Source organism: Microvirga sp. (assembly GCF_014699075.1).
Taxonomy (GTDB): domain Bacteria; phylum Pseudomonadota; class Alphaproteobacteria; order Rhizobiales; family Beijerinckiaceae; genus Microvirga.
On the sequence record NZ_JACXAB010000015.1, the window covers coordinates 65,162 to 84,937 of the forward strand.

General features: G+C 61.0%; 16 protein-coding genes, 4 tRNA genes and 2 pseudogenes. 7 read left to right on the top strand and 15 right to left on the bottom strand.

Annotation, left to right across the window (positions count from 1 at the left end; genetic code table 11):
• Positions 1-33: 33 nt before the first annotated feature.
• From rpoB to IC232_RS18980, 12 genes are all read right to left on the bottom strand, one after another.
• Complete coding sequence (gene rpoB, locus IC232_RS18925; RefSeq protein ID WP_190846521.1) at positions 34-4,164, bottom strand: DNA-directed RNA polymerase subunit beta; 4,131 nt, start codon at positions 4,162-4,164, stop codon at positions 34-36.
• A 240-nt stretch (positions 4,165-4,404) separates the two neighbouring features.
• Positions 4,405-4,782 (bottom strand): 50S ribosomal protein L7/L12, encoded by a 378-nt coding sequence (gene rplL, locus IC232_RS18930; protein ID WP_190846522.1) that lies wholly within the window; start codon positions 4,780-4,782, stop codon positions 4,405-4,407.
• Positions 4,783-4,834: 52 nt separating this feature from the next.
• Positions 4,835-5,353 carry a 50S ribosomal protein L10 gene (rplJ, locus tag IC232_RS18935; protein WP_099511381.1) on the bottom strand — a complete coding sequence of 173 codons (519 nt, stop codon included), beginning with the start codon at positions 5,351-5,353 and terminating at the stop codon, positions 4,835-4,837.
• 508 nt (positions 5,354-5,861) lie between these two features.
• Complete coding sequence (locus IC232_RS18940; RefSeq protein WP_190846523.1) at positions 5,862-6,269, bottom strand: YciI family protein; 408 nt, start codon at positions 6,267-6,269, stop codon at positions 5,862-5,864.
• 136 nt (positions 6,270-6,405) lie between these two features.
• Positions 6,406-7,107, bottom strand: a complete 702-nt coding sequence (gene rplA, locus IC232_RS18945) for a 50S ribosomal protein L1 (protein ID WP_190846524.1) — start codon at positions 7,105-7,107, stop codon at positions 6,406-6,408.
• A 10-nt stretch (positions 7,108-7,117) separates the two neighbouring features.
• Entirely contained in the window at positions 7,118-7,546 is a 429-nt protein-coding gene (gene rplK / locus IC232_RS18950) for a 50S ribosomal protein L11 (protein ID WP_099511377.1), read from the bottom strand.
• 172 nt (positions 7,547-7,718) lie between these two features.
• On the bottom strand, positions 7,719-8,252 hold the full coding sequence (gene nusG / locus IC232_RS18955; protein WP_183450861.1) for a transcription termination/antitermination protein NusG: 534 nt from the start codon (positions 8,250-8,252) through the stop codon (positions 7,719-7,721).
• Positions 8,253-8,264: 12 nt separating this feature from the next.
• Entirely contained in the window at positions 8,265-8,465 is a 201-nt protein-coding gene (secE, locus tag IC232_RS18960; protein WP_190846525.1) for a preprotein translocase subunit SecE, read from the bottom strand.
• A 162-nt stretch (positions 8,466-8,627) separates the two neighbouring features.
• A tRNA-Trp gene (locus tag IC232_RS18965) sits at positions 8,628-8,704 on the bottom strand.
• Positions 8,705-8,746: 42 nt separating this feature from the next.
• Complete coding sequence (gene tuf / locus IC232_RS18970; protein ID WP_190846517.1) at positions 8,747-9,937, bottom strand: elongation factor Tu; 1,191 nt, start codon at positions 9,935-9,937, stop codon at positions 8,747-8,749.
• Between the two features lie 229 nt (positions 9,938-10,166).
• A tRNA-Gly gene (locus IC232_RS18975) sits at positions 10,167-10,240 on the bottom strand.
• Positions 10,241-10,257: 17 nt separating this feature from the next.
• Positions 10,258-10,342, bottom strand: a tRNA-Tyr gene (locus IC232_RS18980).
• A gap of 191 nt (positions 10,343-10,533) precedes the next feature.
• Between IC232_RS18980 and IC232_RS18985 the strand changes: the two genes are divergently transcribed.
• Both IC232_RS18985 and IC232_RS18990 read left to right on the top strand, forming a co-directional pair.
• Positions 10,534-11,358 (top strand): TrmH family RNA methyltransferase, encoded by an 825-nt coding sequence (locus IC232_RS18985; RefSeq protein ID WP_190846526.1) that lies wholly within the window; start codon positions 10,534-10,536, stop codon positions 11,356-11,358.
• A gap of 238 nt (positions 11,359-11,596) precedes the next feature.
• Positions 11,597-13,315, top strand: coding sequence for an MFS transporter (locus tag IC232_RS18990; protein ID WP_190846527.1), 1,719 nt, complete (start codon positions 11,597-11,599; stop codon positions 13,313-13,315).
• Between the two features lie 76 nt (positions 13,316-13,391).
• Here the strand turns inward: IC232_RS18990 and IC232_RS18995 are convergent, their stop codons facing one another.
• Positions 13,392-13,697, bottom strand: coding sequence for a hypothetical protein (locus tag IC232_RS18995; RefSeq protein ID WP_246812288.1), 306 nt, complete (start codon positions 13,695-13,697; stop codon positions 13,392-13,394).
• 139 nt (positions 13,698-13,836) lie between these two features.
• Between IC232_RS18995 and IC232_RS19000 the strand changes: the two genes are divergently transcribed.
• From IC232_RS19000 to IC232_RS19010, 4 genes and pseudogenes are all read left to right on the top strand, one after another.
• Positions 13,837-13,911, top strand: a tRNA-Thr gene (locus IC232_RS19000).
• Positions 13,912-14,001: 90 nt separating this feature from the next.
• A pseudogene (locus IC232_RS33295) lies at positions 14,002-14,226 on the top strand (DUF6538 domain-containing protein); the annotation flags it as partial.
• A gap of 51 nt (positions 14,227-14,277) precedes the next feature.
• Positions 14,278-14,646: a hypothetical protein gene (locus IC232_RS19005; RefSeq protein ID WP_190846528.1), complete on the top strand. Its 369-nt coding sequence runs from the start codon at positions 14,278-14,280 to the stop codon at positions 14,644-14,646.
• A 231-nt stretch (positions 14,647-14,877) separates the two neighbouring features.
• On the top strand, positions 14,878-15,876 hold the full coding sequence (locus IC232_RS19010; protein ID WP_190846529.1) for an IS481 family transposase: 999 nt from the start codon (positions 14,878-14,880) through the stop codon (positions 15,874-15,876).
• Between the two features lie 21 nt (positions 15,877-15,897).
• On the opposite strand, the gene IC232_RS19015 is transcribed toward IC232_RS19010, so the two are convergent.
• Together IC232_RS19015 and IC232_RS19020 are read right to left on the bottom strand one after the other, a co-directional pair.
• Entirely contained in the window at positions 15,898-16,251 is a 354-nt protein-coding gene (locus tag IC232_RS19015) for a hypothetical protein (protein WP_190846530.1), read from the bottom strand.
• Between the two features lie 317 nt (positions 16,252-16,568).
• The gene (locus IC232_RS19020) at positions 16,569-16,952 is read right to left on the bottom strand and encodes a hypothetical protein (RefSeq protein WP_190846531.1); all 384 of its coding nucleotides are present in this window, start codon (positions 16,950-16,952) and stop codon (positions 16,569-16,571) included.
• Between the two features lie 2,426 nt (positions 16,953-19,378).
• Here IC232_RS19020 and IC232_RS19025 point away from each other — a divergent pair.
• Positions 19,379-19,776 (top strand): annotated as a pseudogene (locus IC232_RS19025) (transposase); the annotation flags it as partial.

Sequence of the window (19,776 nt, forward strand, 5' to 3'; positions counted from 1 at the left end):
CGCCGCGGCCAAGCGTCATAGTTGAGCGGTCTCTTACTCGGCAGCCTCGGACGGGGGCAGCTGCCCCGCCTCGTTGGCGGCCTTCTTGGAATTGGTCAGCTCCACGTTGAGGCCGAGCGAACGCATTTCCTTCACGAGAACGTTGAAGCTCTCCGGAATGCCCGACTCGAAGGTGTCGTCGCCACGAACGATGGCTTCGTAGACCTTCGTACGGCCGGCCACGTCGTCCGACTTGACCGTGAGCATTTCCTGCAGGGTGTAGGCGGCGCCGTAAGCCTCCAGAGCCCACACCTCCATTTCGCCGAAGCGCTGGCCGCCGAACTGGGCCTTGCCGCCCAGCGGCTGCTGGGTGACGAGGCTGTAGGGGCCGATGGAGCGGGCGTGGATCTTGTCGTCCACGAGGTGGTGGAGCTTCAGCATGTAGATGTAGCCCACGGTCACCTTGCGGTCGAACGGCTCGCCGGTCTTGCCGTCATAGAGCGTGACCTGACCCGATGGATCGAGGCCGGCCTTCTGCAGCATGACCTCGATGTCCGATTCCTTCGCACCGTCGAAGACCGGCGTGGCGAACGGAACACCGCGACGCAGCTTGTTGCCAAGCTCGGCCAGCTCATCGTCGGAAGCCTGCTCGATTTCGGGCAAGTTGCCGTAGATCGAGATCAGCTGATCGCGCAGAGCTTGGGACTTGCCCGACCGCATGTAGGCATCGACCGCCTGGGCAACCTGCTTGCCGAGTCCGGCAGCAGCCCAGCCAAGGTGCGTCTCGAGGATCTGGCCGACGTTCATGCGGCTCGGCACGCCCAGCGGGTTGAGCACGATGTCCGCGTGCGTCCCGTCCTCGAGGAACGGCATGTCCTCGATGGGAACGATGCGCGACACGACACCCTTGTTGCCGTGACGGCCGGCCATCTTGTCGCCCGGCTGGATCTTGCGCTTCACAGCGACGAAGACCTTGACCATCTTCATGACGCCCGGAGGAAGCTCGTCGCCGCGCTGCAGCTTCTCGACCTTGTCGAGGAAGCGCTGCTCAAGGCGCTTCTTCGACTCGTCGTACTGCTTCTGCATGGCCTCGATCTCGGTCATCAGAGCATCGTCTTCGACCGCGAACTGCCACCACTGCGACCGCGGGTGCTCGTTGAGGAGCTCGCGGGTGATCTTCGTGTCCTTCTTGAAGCCCTTCGGGCCCGCAACGGCGCTCTTGCCGGTGAGGATTTCGGCCAGACGCGCATAGGTGTTGCGGTCGAGGATCGCCTGCTCGTCGTCGCGGTCCTTCGCGAGACGCTCGATTTCCTCGCGCTCGATGGCCTGGGCGCGCTCATCCTTGTCGACGCCGTGACGGTTGAAGACACGGACTTCCACGATGGTGCCGGTCACGCCCGGGGGCACGCGCAGCGAGGTGTCGCGAACGTCCGAGGCCTTCTCGCCGAAGATGGCGCGCAGAAGCTTCTCTTCCGGCGTCATCGGGCTCTCGCCCTTCGGCGTGATCTTGCCGACGAGAATGTCGCCCGCATGGACCTCCGCGCCGATATACACGATGCCGGCTTCGTCCAGGTTCTTCAGCGCCTCTTCCGACACGTTCGGAATGTCGCGCGTGATTTCCTCAGGACCCAGCTTCGTGTCGCGGGCCATCACTTCGAACTCCTCGATGTGAATCGAGGTGAAGACGTCTTCCTTCACAATGCGCTCGGAGAGCAGGATCGAGTCTTCGAAGTTATAGCCGTTCCACGGCATGAACGCGACGAGCACGTTCCGGCCGAGCGCGAGCTCGCCGTATTCGGTCGACGGACCGTCGGCGATGATGTCGCCCTTGCGCACGAGGTCGCCGGCGCGCACCAGCGGCTTCTGCGTGATGCAGGTCGACTGGTTGGAGCGCTGGAACTTCTGCAGGCGGTAGATGTCGACGCCCGGACGGGTCGGATCCGTGTTCTCCGTCGCGCGGATAACGATACGGGTCGCGTCCACCTGGTCGACGATGCCGGTGCGGCGGGCTCCGATGGCGGCACCGGAATCCCGGGCCACGATCGCTTCCATGCCGGTGCCGACGAACGGAGCGTCCGCCTGCACGAGCGGCACGGCCTGACGCTGCATGTTCGAGCCCATCAGCGCGCGGTTCGCGTCGTCGTTCTCGAGAAACGGAATGAGCGCGGCCGCAACCGACACGAGCTGCTTCGGCGACACCTCCATGAGGTCCACGCGCTCCGGAGCCACGACGATGTTCTCACCGGCGCGGCGGCAGATCACGAGCTCTTCGGTCAGCGTGCCGTTGCCGTCGAGCAGCGAGTTTGCCTGGGCGATGTTGTACTTCGCCTCTTCCATGGCCGAGAGGTAGATCACCTCATCGGTCACGCGGCTGTCGCGCACGCGGCGGAACGGGGTCTCGATGAAGCCGTACTTGTTCACGCGGGCGAAGGTGGCCAGCGAGTTGATCAGACCGATATTCGGGCCTTCCGGCGTTTCGATCGGGCAGATGCGGCCATAGTGCGTCGGGTGCACGTCGCGCACCTCGAAGCCGGCGCGCTCGCGGGTCAGACCGCCCGGGCCAAGCGCCGAGAGACGACGCTTGTGCGTGACCTCGGAGAGCGGGTTGGTCTGGTCCATGAACTGCGAGAGCTGCGAGGAGCCGAAGAACTCGCGCACGGCGGCAGCCGCGGGCTTCGCGTTGATCAGGTCCTGCGGCATGACGGTGTCGATATCGACCGACGACATGCGCTCCTTGATCGCGCGCTCCATGCGGAGCAGGCCCAGGCGGTACTGGTTCTCCATGAGCTCGCCGACCGAGCGCACACGGCGGTTGCCGAGGTGGTCGATGTCGTCGATCTCGCCCTTGCCGTCGCGCAGGTCCACCAGCGCCTTCGTGACCGCGAGGATGTCCTCACGGCGAAGGGTGCGCACGGTGTCCTCGGCGTCGAGGTCGAGACGCATGTTCATCTTCACGCGGCCCACTGCCGAGAGGTCGTAGCGCTCGGCATCGAAGAACAGCGAGTTGAACATGGCTTCCGCCGTGTCGAGGATCGGCGGCTCGCCCGGACGCATGACGCGGTAGATGTCGAACAGGGCGTCCTCGCGGGAGGAAGCCTTGTCGACAGCCAGCGTGTTGCGGATGTACGGGCCGATCGTGACATGGTCGATGTCGAGCACCGGGACTTCCGTGAATCCGGCTTCGCCCAGACCCTTCAGCAGCTTCTCGGTGATCTCATCGCCGGCCTCGGCATAGATTTCGCCGGTGGCCGGGTTCACAAGGTCCTCGCCGATATACTGGCCGTAGAGGTCCTCATCGGTGGCGCGAAGGTTCTTAAGGCCCTTCTCGGCCAGCTGGCGAGCGGCACGCGCTGTCAGCTTCTTGCCGGCCTCGAGCACGACCTCGCCCGACTTGGCATCGACCAGGTCCACGGAGGCCTTGAAGCCCTTCATGCGCTCCGCATCGAACGGCACCGACCAGGCGTCGCCGTCACGGGTATAGGTGATGCGGTTGTAGAAGGTGTTGAGGATCTCCTCGCCGTCGAGACCGAGGGCGTAGAGCAGCGATGTGACCGGCAGCTTACGCTTGCGGTCGATACGGGCATACACGATGTCCTTGGCGTCGAATTCGATGTCGAGCCAGGAACCGCGATACGGGATGATGCGGGCAGCAAACAGCAGCTTGCCGGAGGAGTGCGTTTTGCCCTTGTCGTGGTCGAAGAACACGCCCGGCGAACGGTGCATCTGCGAGACGATCACGCGCTCGGTGCCGTTCACGATGAAGGTGCCGTTGTCGGTCATGAGCGGCATGTCGCCCATGTAGACGTCCTGCTCCTTGATGTCCTTCACGGAGCGTGCGCCGGTATCCGGGTCCACATCGAACACGATGAGGCGCAGCGTCACCTTGAGCGGCGCAGCGAAGGTCATGCCGCGCTGGCGGCACTCGTCCACGTCATACTTCGGCGGCTCGAACGTGTACTTCACGAACTCGAGCAGGGCAGTATTTGAAAAGTCCGAAATCGGGAAAACCGATTTGAAGACGGCTTGCAAGCCCTCTTCCGGCCGGCCGCCCTTTGGCTCTTCGACCATCAGGAACTGGTCGTAGGATGCCTTCTGAACCTCGATGAGGTTCGGCATCTCCGCCACTTCCTTGATTTTTCCGAAGAACTTGCGAATGCGCTTCCGGCCGATCAGTGTATTGGCCATCTGGACCTCGTTCCTCATACACGGCTAATCGAGAATCCCGGGATCGGGACCCTGGATGAGCCGCCCGGCGGAAAGCGCCGGGTTTCGAACCAATCCGGGCTCTATGCGAGCCCTTCTGAACATCACCAAAGAAGCGCTGCCTCTTTGACGACACAACGGCCCCAGGCAAAAACGCCTGGGACCGTGTGTTTTGAGCCCCGATCGCTCGGGGGTAACCCTGCGGCCGTGACGGCCGCAAAATTACTTGAGCTCGACCTTGGCGCCGACCTTCTCGAGGGTCGCCTTGATCTTCTCGGCTTCGTCCTTGGAAACGCCTTCCTTGACAGGCTTCGGCGCACCTTCGACGAGGTCCTTAGCTTCCTTCAGGCCCAGGCCCGTGATGCCACGGACTTCCTTGATGACCTCGATCTTCTTGTCGCCGACGGCAGCAAGAACAACCGTGAACTCAGTCTGCTCTTCAGCAGCCGGAGCACCGGCGCCAGCGCCAGGAGCGGCTGCAACGGCAACAGCAGCGGCGGCGGAAACGCCCCACTTCTCTTCGAGCATCTTCGAGAGCTCAGCGGCCTCGAGAACGGTCAGCGACGACAGATCGTCAACGAGCTTGGCAAGATCAGCCATTTTCTAGTTCCTTAGGTTCAGTTCGAACGATTGATGGTTTTGAGGTACGGCCTCACGCCGCTTCGCCTGTCTTGGCATAGGCCCCGAATACGCGGGCGAGCTTCGCCGCCGGCGCAGTGCTGAGCTGAGCGATCTTGGTAGCCGGAGCCTGGATAAGGCCGACCAGCTTGCCGCGCAGTTCATCAAGGGACGGCAGAGTGGCAAGTGCCTTCACTCCGTCCACGTTCAGGGCGGTCGTGCCCATTGCGCCGCCGAGGATCACGAGCTTGTCGTTCCCCTTGGCGAAATCAACAGCGACCTTGGGCGCCGCGACCGGATCGCTCGAATAAGCGATCAGGGTCGGACCTTTCATAAGGCCCGAGATGGACGCGACGTCCTTGCCTTCGAGAGCGATTTTGGCGAGGCTGTTTTTTGCGACCTTCACGGTGGCGCCGGCCTGCTTCATCTGCGCGCGCAGCTTCTGCATGTCAGCGACCGTGAGGCCAGCATAGTGGGCGACGACGACAACGCTCGTGGTGTTAAACACGTCGTTGAGAGTCGAGACGAGCTCGCGCTTTGCTGCTCTTTCCACTGGGCTCTCTCCGGTTGGCGGAAGATTTCCGCCGGTTGCATTTGCCGCTCAAGGCCCGGACTTGCATCCGAGGCATCTTGAACGACGCTCTCGCAAGCCCTGTCCCCCAAATGACGCCTGGCGGCGCACCGGGTGAGATGGTTCGAACCGACTCCCGTCATCTGCGTTAAGCAGATGGTAAACTCGGCTTCCCCGTCTATGCAGGCCCTTTCGAATTAAACCGGCTAAGCCGGCACCTGCAGTCTTGGACAGGACATAGCCGGAACGCGCCAAAAGTTGCCTCTTGGCTCGCCGGCCTGTCACCGCCCCGTCTCCGGGACGGATTCACAGCCAGAAGCTCACGCAAAAGCGGAGCCTCGGCCTATATTTGAAACTCAACGCGTTCTATTAAGCCTTTCTGAAGCATTTGCCAAGGGGCATTTGCCGGCTTAATGCGATTATTTAAGCAACTCTGTATCATACGGTCTATGCTGGACGGCTCTTCAGCTTCCCGAGCACGACTCCCGCCTTACTGCCCGTGCCGGCTCGCCTGAGCGCTCGTCTCGGGTGTCAGGAGATCGTCGAAGTCGGCCATCTCGTACAAGGGGCGAATTTCGATCTCGCTTGGGCCGGGCATCGGATTGGGGCAGCGCCTCACCCACGCCACCGCTTCGGCCATGTCCTTGACCTCCCAAAGCCAGAAGCCGGCAACCAGCTCACCGGTCTCAGAAAAGGGTCCGTCAATGACGGAGCGGTTCGGGCCGTCGAAGGCCACCCGCTTGCCCTGGGACGACGGCTTGAGGCCTGCCGCAGCCTGGAGAATGCCAGCCTTGACCAGCTCCCCATTGAATTGGCCCATGGCATCGAGGAGTTCCGGGGTCGGCATGATCCCCGCCTCGCTGTCTTTGGTCGCCTTGACCAGCACCATCACGCGCATGAGCCTGTCCCTCCCGTTCACGGGACTGTAATGCCCCTGGTGCGAGGCGACAAATGGGATGTCGGCTCGATCAGAGCGCAAACGAGAAAGCCCGGCATTTCTGCCGGGCTTTCTCAAGGTCTTGACGACGGTCTGATTAGCCGTTGAGCACTGAGGAAGGATCAACCTTCACGCCTGGGCCCATCGTCGAGGAGACGGCGACGCGCTGGATGTAGGTGCCCTTGGCGCCGGTGGGCTTCGCCTTGGAGACGGCATCGGCGAAAGCCTTGATGTTCTCCACAAGCTTGCCTTCGTCGAAGGAGGCCTTGCCGATGCCGGCATGAACGATACCAGCCTTCTCGACGCGGAACTCGACGGCACCGCCCTTGGCGGCCTCGACGGCACCCTTCACGTCCATGGTGACCGTTCCGACCTTCGGGTTCGGCATCAGGCCGCGGGGCCCAAGAACCTTACCGAGACGGCCGACGAGCGGCATCATGTCCGGGGTGGCGATGCAGCGGTCGAAATCGATCGTGCCACCGTTGACGACCTCGAAGAGCTCCTCGGCGCCCACCACGTCCGCACCGGCAGCCTTGGCCTCGTCGGCCTTGGCGCCGCGGGCGAACACGGCCACGCGAACCGTACGGCCGGAGCCGTTCGGCAGGTTGCAGACGCCGCGGACCATCTGGTCGGCGTGGCGGGGATCGACGCCGAGATTCATCGAGATCTCGATGGTCTCGTCGAACTTCGCCTTGGCGCGTTCCTTGATCAGCTTCACCGCGTCCTGGATCGGGTAGAGCTTGGTGGCATCAACACCCTCGCGGGCGGCGCGGATGCGCTTACCTTCTTTCACAGCCATCATGCCCTCCTTATGCCACTTCCATGCCCATCGAGCGCGCGGAGCCCTCGATCATGGCCATGGCGGATTCAACGGTGTCGCAGTTGAGATCGACCATCTTCTTCTCGGCGATCTCGCGGATCTGGTCGCGGGTCACGCGGCCGACATTGCCGCCCTTGCCGGGGGTCTGCGAACCCTTGTCGATCTTCGCGGCCTTCTTGAGCCAGTACGAGACCGGGGGCTGCTTCATCTCGAAGGTGAAGGAACGGTCCTGATACGCGGTGATGATCACCGGGATCGGGGTGCCCTTCTCCATCTGCGCCGTCTTCGCGTTGAAGGCCTTGCAGAATTCCATGATGTTCAGGCCGCGCTGACCGAGCGCCGGACCGATCGGCGGCGACGGGTTGGCTGCGCCTGCGGGCACTTGAAGCTTAACGTAGCCCGAGATTTTCTTTGCCATAGGACTGCTCCTAATGGACCACGCACCCGGGGCCAACCAGGCGGCATGGCAGTTGCAGATCGCGGTACGGCCTTATGAAGGCCCGGTTGGCGACCGGGCAGACCTCCCGCGGATGAAAGGTCCTCTCAGAGGACCTGAGAAGTACCACCCATCAGGTGCCACTTCCCGCCGGTCAGACCTTTTCGACCTGACCGTATTCGAGCTCGACCGGCGTTGCGCGGCCGAAGATGGACACCGCCACCTTGAGGCGGGCCCGGGCGTGATCGACTTCCTCGACGACGCCGTTGAACGAGGCGAACGGACCGTCGGAGACGCGGACCTGCTCGCCGATCTCGAAGCTCACGGATGGCTTCGGGTGATCGACACCTTCGGCCACCTGGCCCTTGATCCGCTCGGCCTCACGATCCGGGATCGGAACGGGCTTGGACTTGTCGGCGCCCAGGAAGCCTGTCACCTTCGGGGTGTTCTTGATGAGGTGGTAGACCTCGTCGGTCAGGTCGCACTTCACCAGGACATAGCCCGGGAAGAACTTGCGCTCGGTATCGACCTTGCGGCCGCGGCGCACCTCGACGACCTTCTCGGTCGGGACCATGACCTCGTCGAACTTGTCCTCAAGGCCACGCTGGGCGGCCTGGTCCTTGATCGACTGGGCGACCTTGTTCTCGAAATTCGAATAGGCGTGGACGATGTACCAACGCTTCGTCATTGCATCCACCCCTTAACCGCCAAGCCCAAGGATCACCCAGCGAACGCCCCAGCCGATCGCCTGATCGACGACCAGAAAGAAGATGCTGGCCAGCACAACCATCACGAACACCATGGCGGTCGTGATCATGGTCTCCTTGCGCGTCGGCCAGGTCACCTTCGCGGCTTCCGAGCGGACCTGCTGTATGAAATCGAACGGGTTCGTCTTCGCCATTTCACTGCGCCCGTACCGCCTTGAGGGCGGCAGCGAACGTCCTCTGAGGGCATGCTCATGCCCAAATTGAAGGGGCGCGAGGCTGTTTCCCAAGCCCCGCGCCACCTGTTCAAACCATCTGCGGGGCGCTCTTTAGAGCAAAACGCCCGCTTTGTCGACCGCTGGCAGGAGTGGAGGGACTCGAACCCCCAACCCCCGGTTTTGGAGACCGGTGCTCTAGCCGATTGAGCTACACTCCTCCGGCGGTCAACAGGTGGCGGAAACCCGCCACCTGGATCTCATTAGTCCATCACGGCGGCGACGACGCCGGCGCCGACGGTGCGGCCGCCCTCACGGATGGCGAAGCGCAGCTTCTCTTCCATGGCGATCGGCGCAATCAGCGTCACCTCCATGGTGATGTTGTCGCCCGGCATCACCATCTCGGTGCCCTCAGGCAGCGTCACCACGCCCGTCACGTCCGTCGTGCGGAAGTAGAACTGCGGACGGTAGTTGCCGAAGAACGGCGTATGACGGCCGCCCTCTTCCTTCGTCAGGATGTAGGCCTCGGCCTTGAACTTCGTGTGCGGCTTGATCGAGCCCGGCTTGCACAGCACCTGGCCGCGCTCCACGTCCTCGCGCTTCGTACCACGAAGCAGCACGCCCACGTTGTCGCCCGCCTGGCCCTGGTCGAGCAGCTTGCGGAACATCTCAACGCCCGTGACCGTCGTCTTGACCGTGGCCTTCAGGCCCACGATCTCAACTTCCTCACCAACCTTGACCACGCCGCGCTCCACGCGACCCGTCACCACCGTGCCGCGGCCCGAGATCGAGAACACGTCCTCGATCGGCATCAGGAACGGCTGGTCGATCGGACGCTCCGGCTGCGGGATGTAGGCATCGACTTCCGCCATCAGCTTGAGCACCGCATCGCGGCCGATCTCAGGCTGACGGTCCTCCAGGGCGCAAAGAGCCGAGCCCTTCACGATCGGAATGTCGTCGCCGGGGAAGTCGTACTTCGACAGAAGCTCGCGCACCTCGAGCTCAACCAGGTCGAGCAGCTCGGCGTCGTCGACCATGTCGACCTTGTTCATGAACACCACCAGGGCGGGCACGCCCACCTGGCGGGCCAGCAGGATGTGCTCGCGGGTCTGCGGCATCGGGCCGTCAGCCGACGACACCACCAGGATCGCGCCGTCCATCTGGGCCGCACCCGTGATCATGTTCTTCACGTAGTCGGCGTGGCCGGGGCAGTCCACGTGGGCATAGTGCCGGTTCTTCGTCTCGTACTCCACGTGAGCCGTCGAGATCGTGATGCCGCGCGCCTTCTCTTCCGGTGCCTTGTCGATCTGGTCGTACGCCGTAAACGTCGCTCCGCCCGACTCCGCCAGAACCTTCGTGATCGCCGCCGTCAGAGACGTCTTGCCATGGTCCACGTGACCAATCGTCCCAATGTTGCAGTGCGGCTTATTCCGCTCAAACTTTTCCTTCGCCATTGATCTCTACCTTACAGAGGCCAGGAACAAAAAACCCAGGGGCGTCCGATATTGCGGTTGCGCTCTTTGTGCAAGAGCCAATTTCGATATTGCAGAACCTAATGCCCGATAACCTGGTCCTTCACGCATCAAAAGCTCATTTACCGAACGCTCCTCAATCGGCGGGTTCGGCCTGTATAAAGGCATTTCAGGTCAGAATTACAAGCTGGATGGCATGTGGACTAGAAGGTGGAGCGGGTGAAGGGAATCGAACCCTCGTATTCAGCTTGGAAGGCTGCTGCTCTACCATTGAGCTACACCCGCATGCACTTTTGACTGGGTGGTGGGGGAAGTAGGACTCGAACCTACGAAGGCATAGCCAGCGGATTTACAGTCCGCCCCCTTTGCCGCTCGGGACATTCCCCCTTAGAACCCAACCCGAACGCACAACGCCGAGGCTGTTCCGCGGACCGCTTCGCTCATGGCTCGGCGTTCCGTGGCGCTCTTATGGTGAGGTGGATGGCCGGTGTCAACCTCAAAGCGCACCGAAATCCGACAGTCGTGAATGGCCGCTCCCTGTGCTATGGCGTGCAGACAACACGTGAGATCCAAAGAGCATGAGCGAGCGTCCCTTCCCCTCCCGCAAGCCCCGTTTCCAGCGCCCTCACGGGAAGCCGGGCCGCCGTGACCCCAAAGCCTGGCGGCCCAATTTCGAGATCGATACGACCATTCTCTATGGCTGGCACCCGGTGTTCGAAGCCTTGCGTAACGGCAAGCGGACGATTCGCCGCCTCCTAGCCACCGAGAACTCCGCCCGCCGCCTGAGCGAGGAGCTGGATGCCCCACTGCCGATCGAACCCGAGATCGTTCGGCCGGACGAAATCAACCGCCTCCTGGAACCGGACGCCGTTCATCAGGGCCTCTATGCCGAGGCGGATCCCCTGCCCTCTCCCTCGGTCGGTACCCTGAGCGGCAAGCGCGTCGTGCTGGCCCTCGACCAGATCACCGATCCGCACAATGTGGGCGCCATCCTCCGCACGGCGGCGGCCTTCGATGTGGAGGCCATTATCACGACGGCCCGACATAGCCCTGCCGCAACCGGCGTTCTGGCCAAATCCGCTTCAGGAGGCCTCGAGCATGTGCCTTTCATGATTGTTCGCAACCTCAGCGACACGCTGATCGCCCTCGGCGAGCGCGGCTATCAGCGCATCGGGCTTGATTCGTCAGGAGAGGCCAATCTGGACGAGATCGACATCCGCCTGCCTGTGGTTCTCGTGCTCGGCTCCGAGGGAAAAGGGCTAAGGCAGAGAACGCGGGACTGCTGCGACGTGATCGGACGCCTCGACATGCCCGGCGCCATCAAGAGCCTCAACGTCTCGAATGCAGCCGCGATTTCCCTTTTTGCTGTGGTCAAAGGCGCATTCCGTAACGTCAGCAAGTAGCTCCAGCCGTCCTGATAAGCGGCTGAATATGTTCAAGAATATCGGTCCACCAGCACTTCCTTAGACGGAAGTCGCAAATACCAATTGGGAATTGTGGAAAGAAAGGCCGGAGGTAGCCTCCCGTTTGATGGATTCTTGGCTGCGGGGAGCAGTCACGATGCCTCGGCTCAAAGCTCGGCATTCGGGCTTGCGGCCCAGAACCCGGATCAGACCGGGCACATCTATGGAAGGGAACCCTATGGCAACAGCAGCAACTACGCCGCATTCGGCCGCCGCGCCGCGGCCGATGACGAAGGAGGAGAGGAAGGTCATCCTGGCTTCCTCCCTCGGCACCGTCTTCGAATGGTACGATTTCTATCTCTACGGCTCTCTCGCCACGATCATCGGCGCGCAGTTCTTCTCCGCCTTCGACGTGACGACCCGTAACGTCTTCGCGCTCCTGGCCTTCGCGGCCGGCTTCCTGGTGCGCCCGTTCGGCGCCATCTTCTTCGGCCGCATCGGTGATCTCGTCGGCCGCAAGTACACCTTCCTGGTCACGATCCTGATCATGGGCTTCTCGACCTTCCTGGTCGGCCTGTTGCCCAGCTACAATCAGATCGGCTGGATCGCTCCTGTCATCCTGATCGCGCTGCGCATGCTGCAGGGTCTCGCCCTGGGCGGCGAGTACGGCGGCGCTGCGGTCTACGTGGCCGAGCATGCCCCGGTGGGCCGTCGCGGCTTCTACACCAGCTTCATCCAGATCACGGCAACCGTCGGTCTTCTGCTGTCCCTCGTCGTCATTCTCGTGCTGCGCACCTGGATGGGTGAGCAGGGCTTCCAGACGGGCGAAGGCTGGCCGATCGCCGGCTGGCGCATTCCGTTCCTGCTCTCCGTGGTGCTCCTCGGCATTTCGGTCTGGATTCGTCTCCAGATGCACGAATCGCCTGCCTTCCAGAAGATGAAGGAAGAGGGGACACAGTCGAAGGCGCCTCTGAAGGAGGCTTTCGGTCAGTGGGGCAACGCCAAGATGGTGCTCATCGCCCTGGTCGGTCTTGCGATCGGACAAGCTGTGGTGTGGTACACGGGCCAGTTCTACGCCCTGTTCTTCCTCCAGAGCATTCTGAAGGTCGACCTGCTCACCTCGAACGTGCTCATCGCCTGGTCGCTGATCCTCGGCACGGGTGGCTTCGTGTTCTTCGGTGCGCTGTCGGACAAGATCGGCCGCAAGCCGGTGATTCTCGGCGGCTGCCTGATCGCGGCGATCACCTACTTCCCGCTGTTCGGGGCTCTCACGAACGTAGCCAGCCCGCGCCTCAATCAGGCGCTTGAAACGGCCAAGGTCCAGGTCGTGGCCGACCCCGCAACCTGCGGCTCGGTGTTCGATCCGGTGGGCATTCGTACCTTCACCGCACCTTGCGATGTCGCCCGCGTGGCCCTCGCTCGTTCGGCGGTCAAGTATGAGCTCGTCCCCGCCCCGGCAGGCTCGCCTGTGAAGGTGACGTTCAACGGCAAGGAAGCCCCGATCGCTCCGGCGATCCCGGCCAACATCACCGCCTTCACGGCCGCGGCCGGCGAAGCGGGCTATCCGAAGGCAGGCGATCCGACCATCCTGAAGGTCGGCGGCTTCTTCGATGCCCTGGGCAATGCTCAGGCTCTGAAGGCCATCGGCATCCTGACGATCCTCGTGATCTACGTCACGATGGTCTACGGTCCGATCGCGGCGGCCCTGGTGGAGTTCTTCCCCACCCGCATCCGCTACACCGCGATGTCCCTGCCTTACCACATCGCCAACGGCTGGTTCGGCGGCCTACTGCCTCCCACCGCCTTCGCGATGGTGGCGGCCACCGGCGATATCTACTACGGCCTGTGGTACCCGATCGTGATCGCCCTGGTGACCTTCGTGGTCGGCCTGCTCTTCGTGCCGGAGACCAAGGACCGCGATATCATGACCTACGAGGGCGCCGGCGCGAAGCGTTAAGCTTCCGGCGAACCGCTCATCAAAACAGGAAAGCCCCGCCGAAAGGCGGGGCTTTTCGTTGGGGATGAGCCGACTGTCAGTAGCAGGTGGTCACCCGGCGGACGATCCAGCCCTCACCCTCGACGAACATGCGCTTGCGGGAAATATCGCAATGTGCATCGCTGCCCGTGGTGGGCTGAACCGACGATGTGGTCTCCACATCCTTGGCGGAAACCGCCGTCACCGTCTCCTTGGCGGGCTTTGCAGCCACACCATGGCTCGCCGGCGCGGCTTCAGCTGCTCCAACCAGGCCTGCACCTGCAAAGACTGCGAGAACGGTAAAAATCTTGAGGACGCCTTGCGGCGAGATCCCCGACTGAACAGAAGCCCCTGAGGCCGTCATGGCACCAACTCCGTGATTGCTGTTTGCCTGACAATTCCAGAAACGGAGGTTGGTTTCGGTGCGCTGGAACACTTAATATTTCCATTTGCATGGAACTTGCGTCCTGCTCCGGGTGCTGCTACCTCAGCCCTTAAGGTGAGCCGGTGTAGCACAGCGGTAGTGCAGCGGTTTTGTAAACCGAAGGTCGGGAGTTCGATCCTCTCCACCGGCACCATTCATTCTCCTTGAGTGGTAAGGCTTTCAGCGATAACAAGCACTTAGAAGCGTCCAAACTCTCACACAGGACGCTCACATGGCGCTGTTAATGGCTCGCCCCTGGAAAGACCCCAAGACTGGCACTTGGCACCTTCGTCAAAGAGTTCCCCAGGATCTTATTCGACTAAAAGGGCATTTAGTCACACTCCCTGTCACCGATCGATTCGTGACTGTGAACATCGGAGAGGTCGTCCAAGTCTCATTACGGACTAAGGATCAACGGGAAGCTAAGGAACGCCACGCCGTCGCTGATGCTGCCCAACGTCGCTGCTGGGACAGCCAGCGGAGCAATACCCCTACCCGTCTAAGCCATCAGCAAGCCGCCTTGGCTGGCACCATTTACACAGCCTTTGCTGATATCCTTTACCCCGGTTCCCCCGAGACATGGACTACCGTCCAGGACATGAACCAGATGGCTAGGGACGGTAAGCTAGGCACCGGGCCTCTGATGATCGGTAAGGAAGCCGCCCAGACTCACGCAATGGAACTCCACTTTGGTCCAATGACGGATGCCGTCCTGAAGCGCGAGGGGTTGGTCATCGATAGGGAAAGCCGGAAGCTCCTCATCAAAGCCGTTGGCTATGCCCTCGATTCAGCGGCCGCGAAGCTAGAGAGGAACGCTGAGTTCGACTACTCCCCTGATCCAGCAGCCTCGCGGTTCCCTAAAATGGGAGCCTGTGGAGCATCAGCCTGAGGCTAGGAAGTCTGGCCCTATGGTCTCGGTCGCTGACCTATGGGAGCAATGGAAGACCTACCATGCAGATAAGAAGGCCCCGACGACCATAGAGCGGTATGAGGCCAGCCTCCGGTCCTTAAGCGGTTTGGTAGCGGAACGTTGTTGGGATCAGGTGCGTTGGGCGATTGAGAACTATCCGTGGCGCTTCGATGGCTCGCGACGCCCGCCACGTGCCTGGTGGAGGATCTGATGCACTCTCTTCATTCCCAAGCCCGCACCACCCCCGCCGTTCGCCAGGAGATCGCCCGCTCGACCGAGCCCGCCGGCGTGCTGGCCCAACGCTTCAGCGTGAGCACCGAGACCGTCCGCAAGTGGCGCAAGCGTGGGGCGCAGGACTGCCAGGACCATAGCAGCCGGCCGCACAAGCTGCCCTGGAAGGCCACCGAGGAGGAGCGCGCCATCGTCTGCGCCCTGCGCCAGGCCACCGGCTTTCCGCTCGATGACCTCACCTTCATCGTCACGCACTTCCTGCCGCATCTCAACCGCGATGCGGTCTACCGCATCCTCAAGGCTGAAGGCCTCGGGCGGTTGCCGCCGGCGCAGCAGCGCAAGCGCAAGATCGGCACGTTCAAGGACTACGATCTCGGCTTCATCCACATCGACATCAAGCACCTGCCCAAGCTGCAGACCGCCAATGGCGAGCGCCGCAAGCGCTTTCTCTATGTGGCCATCGACCGTTGCTCCCGCTGGGTGCACCTGGCCGTCAAGGACGACGAACTGGCCACCAGCGCGGTCGCCGTCCTCAAAGAGGCGATCGGCGCGTTTCCCTTCAAGGTCACGTACGTGCTGACGGACCGAGGATCCTGCTTTACCGCCGATGGCTTCGAGGACGCCTGCCGGAGGCTGAAGGTGGAGCATCGCACGACCAAGCCGTATACGCCGCAAACCAACGGCCTCGTCGAGCGCTTCAACGGCCGGGTACAGCGCGAGGTGCTGGGGATTACCATCTATAGCCATCGTGATCTTGAGACGCTGCTCAAGGGCTTCAACCAGGCCTACAACAGGAGGCGCCAGCGCGTGCTCAAGGGGCGATCCCCGGATGAGGTGGTGCGCAGCCACCTGGCTGCCGAGCCGAAGCTCGCCAACCGCCGCTACAAGCCACCCGATTCAGACGCTTTGCCGCCAGCCCTCCAGGTCGTCGCTGCCGCCAAGGAGGTCTCGCATCCAGACACCTATAGAGTGCCTTAGCCTTGCTTCCGCCAAAGCCTATCAAACAGCAGGTCTTGACCGTCCAATCACATCCTCAGACGCTCCGAATATCCTACCCTTGAGCATCGTTCGGATTTGCTCGATCTCATTTTGAATACCCACAAGGCGCTTGAGCAGTTCAGCGTCTGACATTGCGGTTGAGGAAGAGCTTTCCTCGCTGAAAGATCGCTCATCAACCACACCTCGAATATCCCCAAGGGCAGTCTCACCAATGCCAGGCGTCGCCAGCCAGTGCTTATCCGAAATCCGCATCATCTCGCGGATGCTGGGGCAACGGCCCTGAAACTCACGAAGGACAGCTGTCCTCACCCGTGACGAGACTAGTTCAAGAGGAAAAGGATCATCTAAGTTCATGCAACCTCCCGCAACTATTATTGACCGTTATCGCTACGTGCAATCTGGGCCACCGCGGGGCGAGAACTAGGCCATTCCTTGAACTACTATTCGGATATACCTTTGGGACCGAACCAAGTTGTACCTAGCATCAGGCAAAACTAGGTTACTCACGCAGGATACGGCACCGTCTCCAGCAGCCGGTTCACCACCACTTTCCCCTTAAGGTTCAGCTAAGCGATGCCATCAAGGAGATCAGAAGAGACTTGAGGTAGTGGGTGTCCATGAAGTCCCCGAGCTAACCCTCTAGGACGACGCTGGCGAGCCTATTGAGTGCCTTAGTTTGGCTTCCCCTGTGAACCCTCAGGAAGGGTAAGATGGGCGCTCAGGACCTCAACAATCCTCGCCACGTCCGCCCTTGGGATTGCATAAGCAATAGGCCCGTAGTTGGGATGATCAAACGCCAAGAGCGAACCATCAATCTGGGCGACCTGAATATGCCACGGCGGACTGAACACGGTCTCAACTGTCTGTCCATCAAGGGACTGCTTAAGCGTTCCCACGACCATGCGCGATCTTGCCTGACCAAGTAGCTTTATGAGCTTGGTGAGTTGCTCAAGGTCTAAAGCTACAGGCGCTGATGGGCCTTCAGTAGGACCAATCTCGATGGTGACCGCCCGCTGGTCATCAGCAACCTTTATCCCGACCCGTGCTTTAGCCATCGTTGCGCCCTCCGTGGAGGATTGGGGCCTTTATCTGAGGAAACTGTCACACGCACCAAAAACAAAGCCCTTTGTGATAGGGCACTCTACGGTCTGTCCTGTAGGGGAAATTACGGGCCGACCCCTACATAGTTCAACTCATGCTGCCTGTCGGCTACCTTACACTCCCGAGAGAAAACTGCGGCCTACCGTAAAACACCTCAAGTAAGGCACACTCCAGCCAAGATTGGTAAGGAGCCTAGGTGGTCCTTGGAGGTGTCTCATGCCGCACGTGGACGATCCGATTGCAAAACACATCAAGAACATGATCCGCCGAACTGCGCGAAAGGCTCCCATTCAACAGGAGCTTCCTCCGATACTTACTCCTCCTAATCAGATCATCAGAACAATCAGGAGAGGCCCGGATCGCGTCCATGGTCTCGTGCCACCCAAATCTTTCCCTTTACGGGATTAGGATGCATCGGCCTGAGGAGGATTACTTACGCAGCAAACTTAATGCTGTCCTAGCAAGGGAGCCTCCAGAATCTCACCCTGTCTGGACTGTGCCATCATATTGCCAAGGTCTGCGGCCAAGGCTCGTGTATTGCAAATGTAATTTGTTTTACAGATTCAACGCATTGATGGATTGGTGGCACTTTAGGTGCAAGCCTGATCCAGATCGCCGATGGGGTAATCCCTCAGATGCGTTGATGTCGTCCGCCTACGGGAGAATAATCTCATCAAGCCTAGGCGGCGCGTGGTTTTGGATTAGGGGCATGCCATGGATGTTCTGTCGATACTCGTTGTTGCCTTCGGGTCTATACTTGTCGCTTTACTGGCCTTTCTCGGCGTGAGTGACTACATTCATCCTGTTTCAGACATGAAGCTGAGCGGAATCTACGCTCGCAAAACTCCAAGGCGCTATCGCTGACACCGCGCCCCGTGCGCCTTTGCATATAGCTCCTTCACATTGATCATCACCTTGATGCTCTTTCCTCCACACTTCGAGCAACGGAGATGGAGAGCCATATCAGGGACCGGCATGTCGTCAGGCCAGCCCTCCAGAGAGACTACAGCATCGTGGTGGCACCCTCGGGTCTCACAGAAGACGGCAACCGTGTGCAGACCTGATGCACGGCTGGCCCCAACTGTCACCGGTGTGATCTCCTTCCCGTTCTCATCATAGGCTCTTCGTGGATTCCGACGTGGTCTAGCCATAGGGGAACGGGCGGTTGCCTAGACCGCTCCTCTTGGGAGGCATTGGCAGTTCCTTGAAAGTCTCTCCCATTACGGCACTTTTGATCACACCTCGGCTGACGCCATAGTCACGGGAGAGTTTGCCCCACTCACGTTCACCCGCGGCGAACCTGAGGCGAGCTTCCAGAACCTGCTCTGTTGTCAGCTTCCGCTTCCGTATCGGCACAGCGAATCTCCATGAGAACGAAGAGGGAACGTCTCATAGGGGTCACGGGTCCGTCGATGGGGTGATGGAGAGCCTGTGGACAGTGTGGATAGAGCACCGAAGCTATCTATAAGGTTCGACCTTTTGGCCCGCCTTAAGCTGCTCCTTAGGGAGGCCCTGCGACTCACTGAGGTTACGATCATTGACCGAAAGTGCCCCTTGAGACTGCATGGAACGTGATACGCTAAAGACACAAACCTCTTCAAGCGAGCGAACCATGCGCCTCTTACGGCCGCCTCTTTCATTGCTCTGGCTTTTGCCTCCCAATCTGCACTGGCTCAAGGGCAAGCAGCCAAGGTCCTGGCCCCTGAAACTGCCGCTGCAAAGGCACTGAGCGCCGAGGAGAGTGCAGCAATGGCTGAGGTTCAGCGAAAAAAGGCAGAGGCTGTTCAACGCACTCGCGACGAGAAGCTAAAGCGAACGATAAGAAGCATTTGCATCGGATGCTGATCAGAGTGCCTAACGTGGAGAAGGCACTCCAGTTCTAGATTGCCATTTGCGCTGTCATCGTCTGATCACTGACGGCTGACCAAAATAAAAGAGCCTGATGGTTGGGGTCCGTCAGGCTCAAGTTCAACAGAAGGGAACATCCAGAACGCTACTGAACTAAGAACTACCCTGGTCCTGAGGTCTTCCTCCTGCTCTCTGCACAGGCATGATCAGGCTCAGCGACAGATTTCCTTACGCACCTGAACTCTCTCGCCCCAGCGGTTTACCCGCTCGCTGATGATGATCTTGCAGCTATCGCGGTGGCCCCAGCTCCGCCCAGCGAACACAGGTCGCTGCCAATGGGGAAGTTCAGCAACAGGAGCGCCGTAGTACCCACCCCAATGAGACCGTCGCTCCCGCCACTCAGGAACAGGCCGCCCATAGTAGCGATCAGGGTCACGACGCTCAGACAGAGCTGGCTCGGGAAATTTGAACAGCGGGATAAGTGGAGTTTCTGCCTGAGAGCAGCCAGAATGGCTGCCGAACAGGAGAGACGATGAGCAAGAGACCGCGCCGGAACCACTCTCCGGCCTTCAAGGCCAAAGTGGCCCTGGCCGCCGTGAAGGGCGAGAAGACCCTAGCCGAACTGGCCCAGCAGTTCGATGTGCACCCCAACCAGATCACTCAGTGGAAGGCCCAGCTCCTCGACGGAGCCGCCGGGGTATTCGGGACTGAGCCCAAGGCGGGAGCTGACGCCCCACCGGTGGATGTGAAGACCCTGCACGCCAAGATCGGCGAGCTGACCCTGGTCAACGATTTTTTGGAAAGCGCGCTCGGCAAAGCCGGACTGTTACCGAGCGCAAAGCGATGATCGACCGCTCGCATGCCCTGCCGCTTTCCCGGCAGGCCGAGGAACTCGGGATCAGCCGCGGCAGCCTTTACTATCGCTCGCAG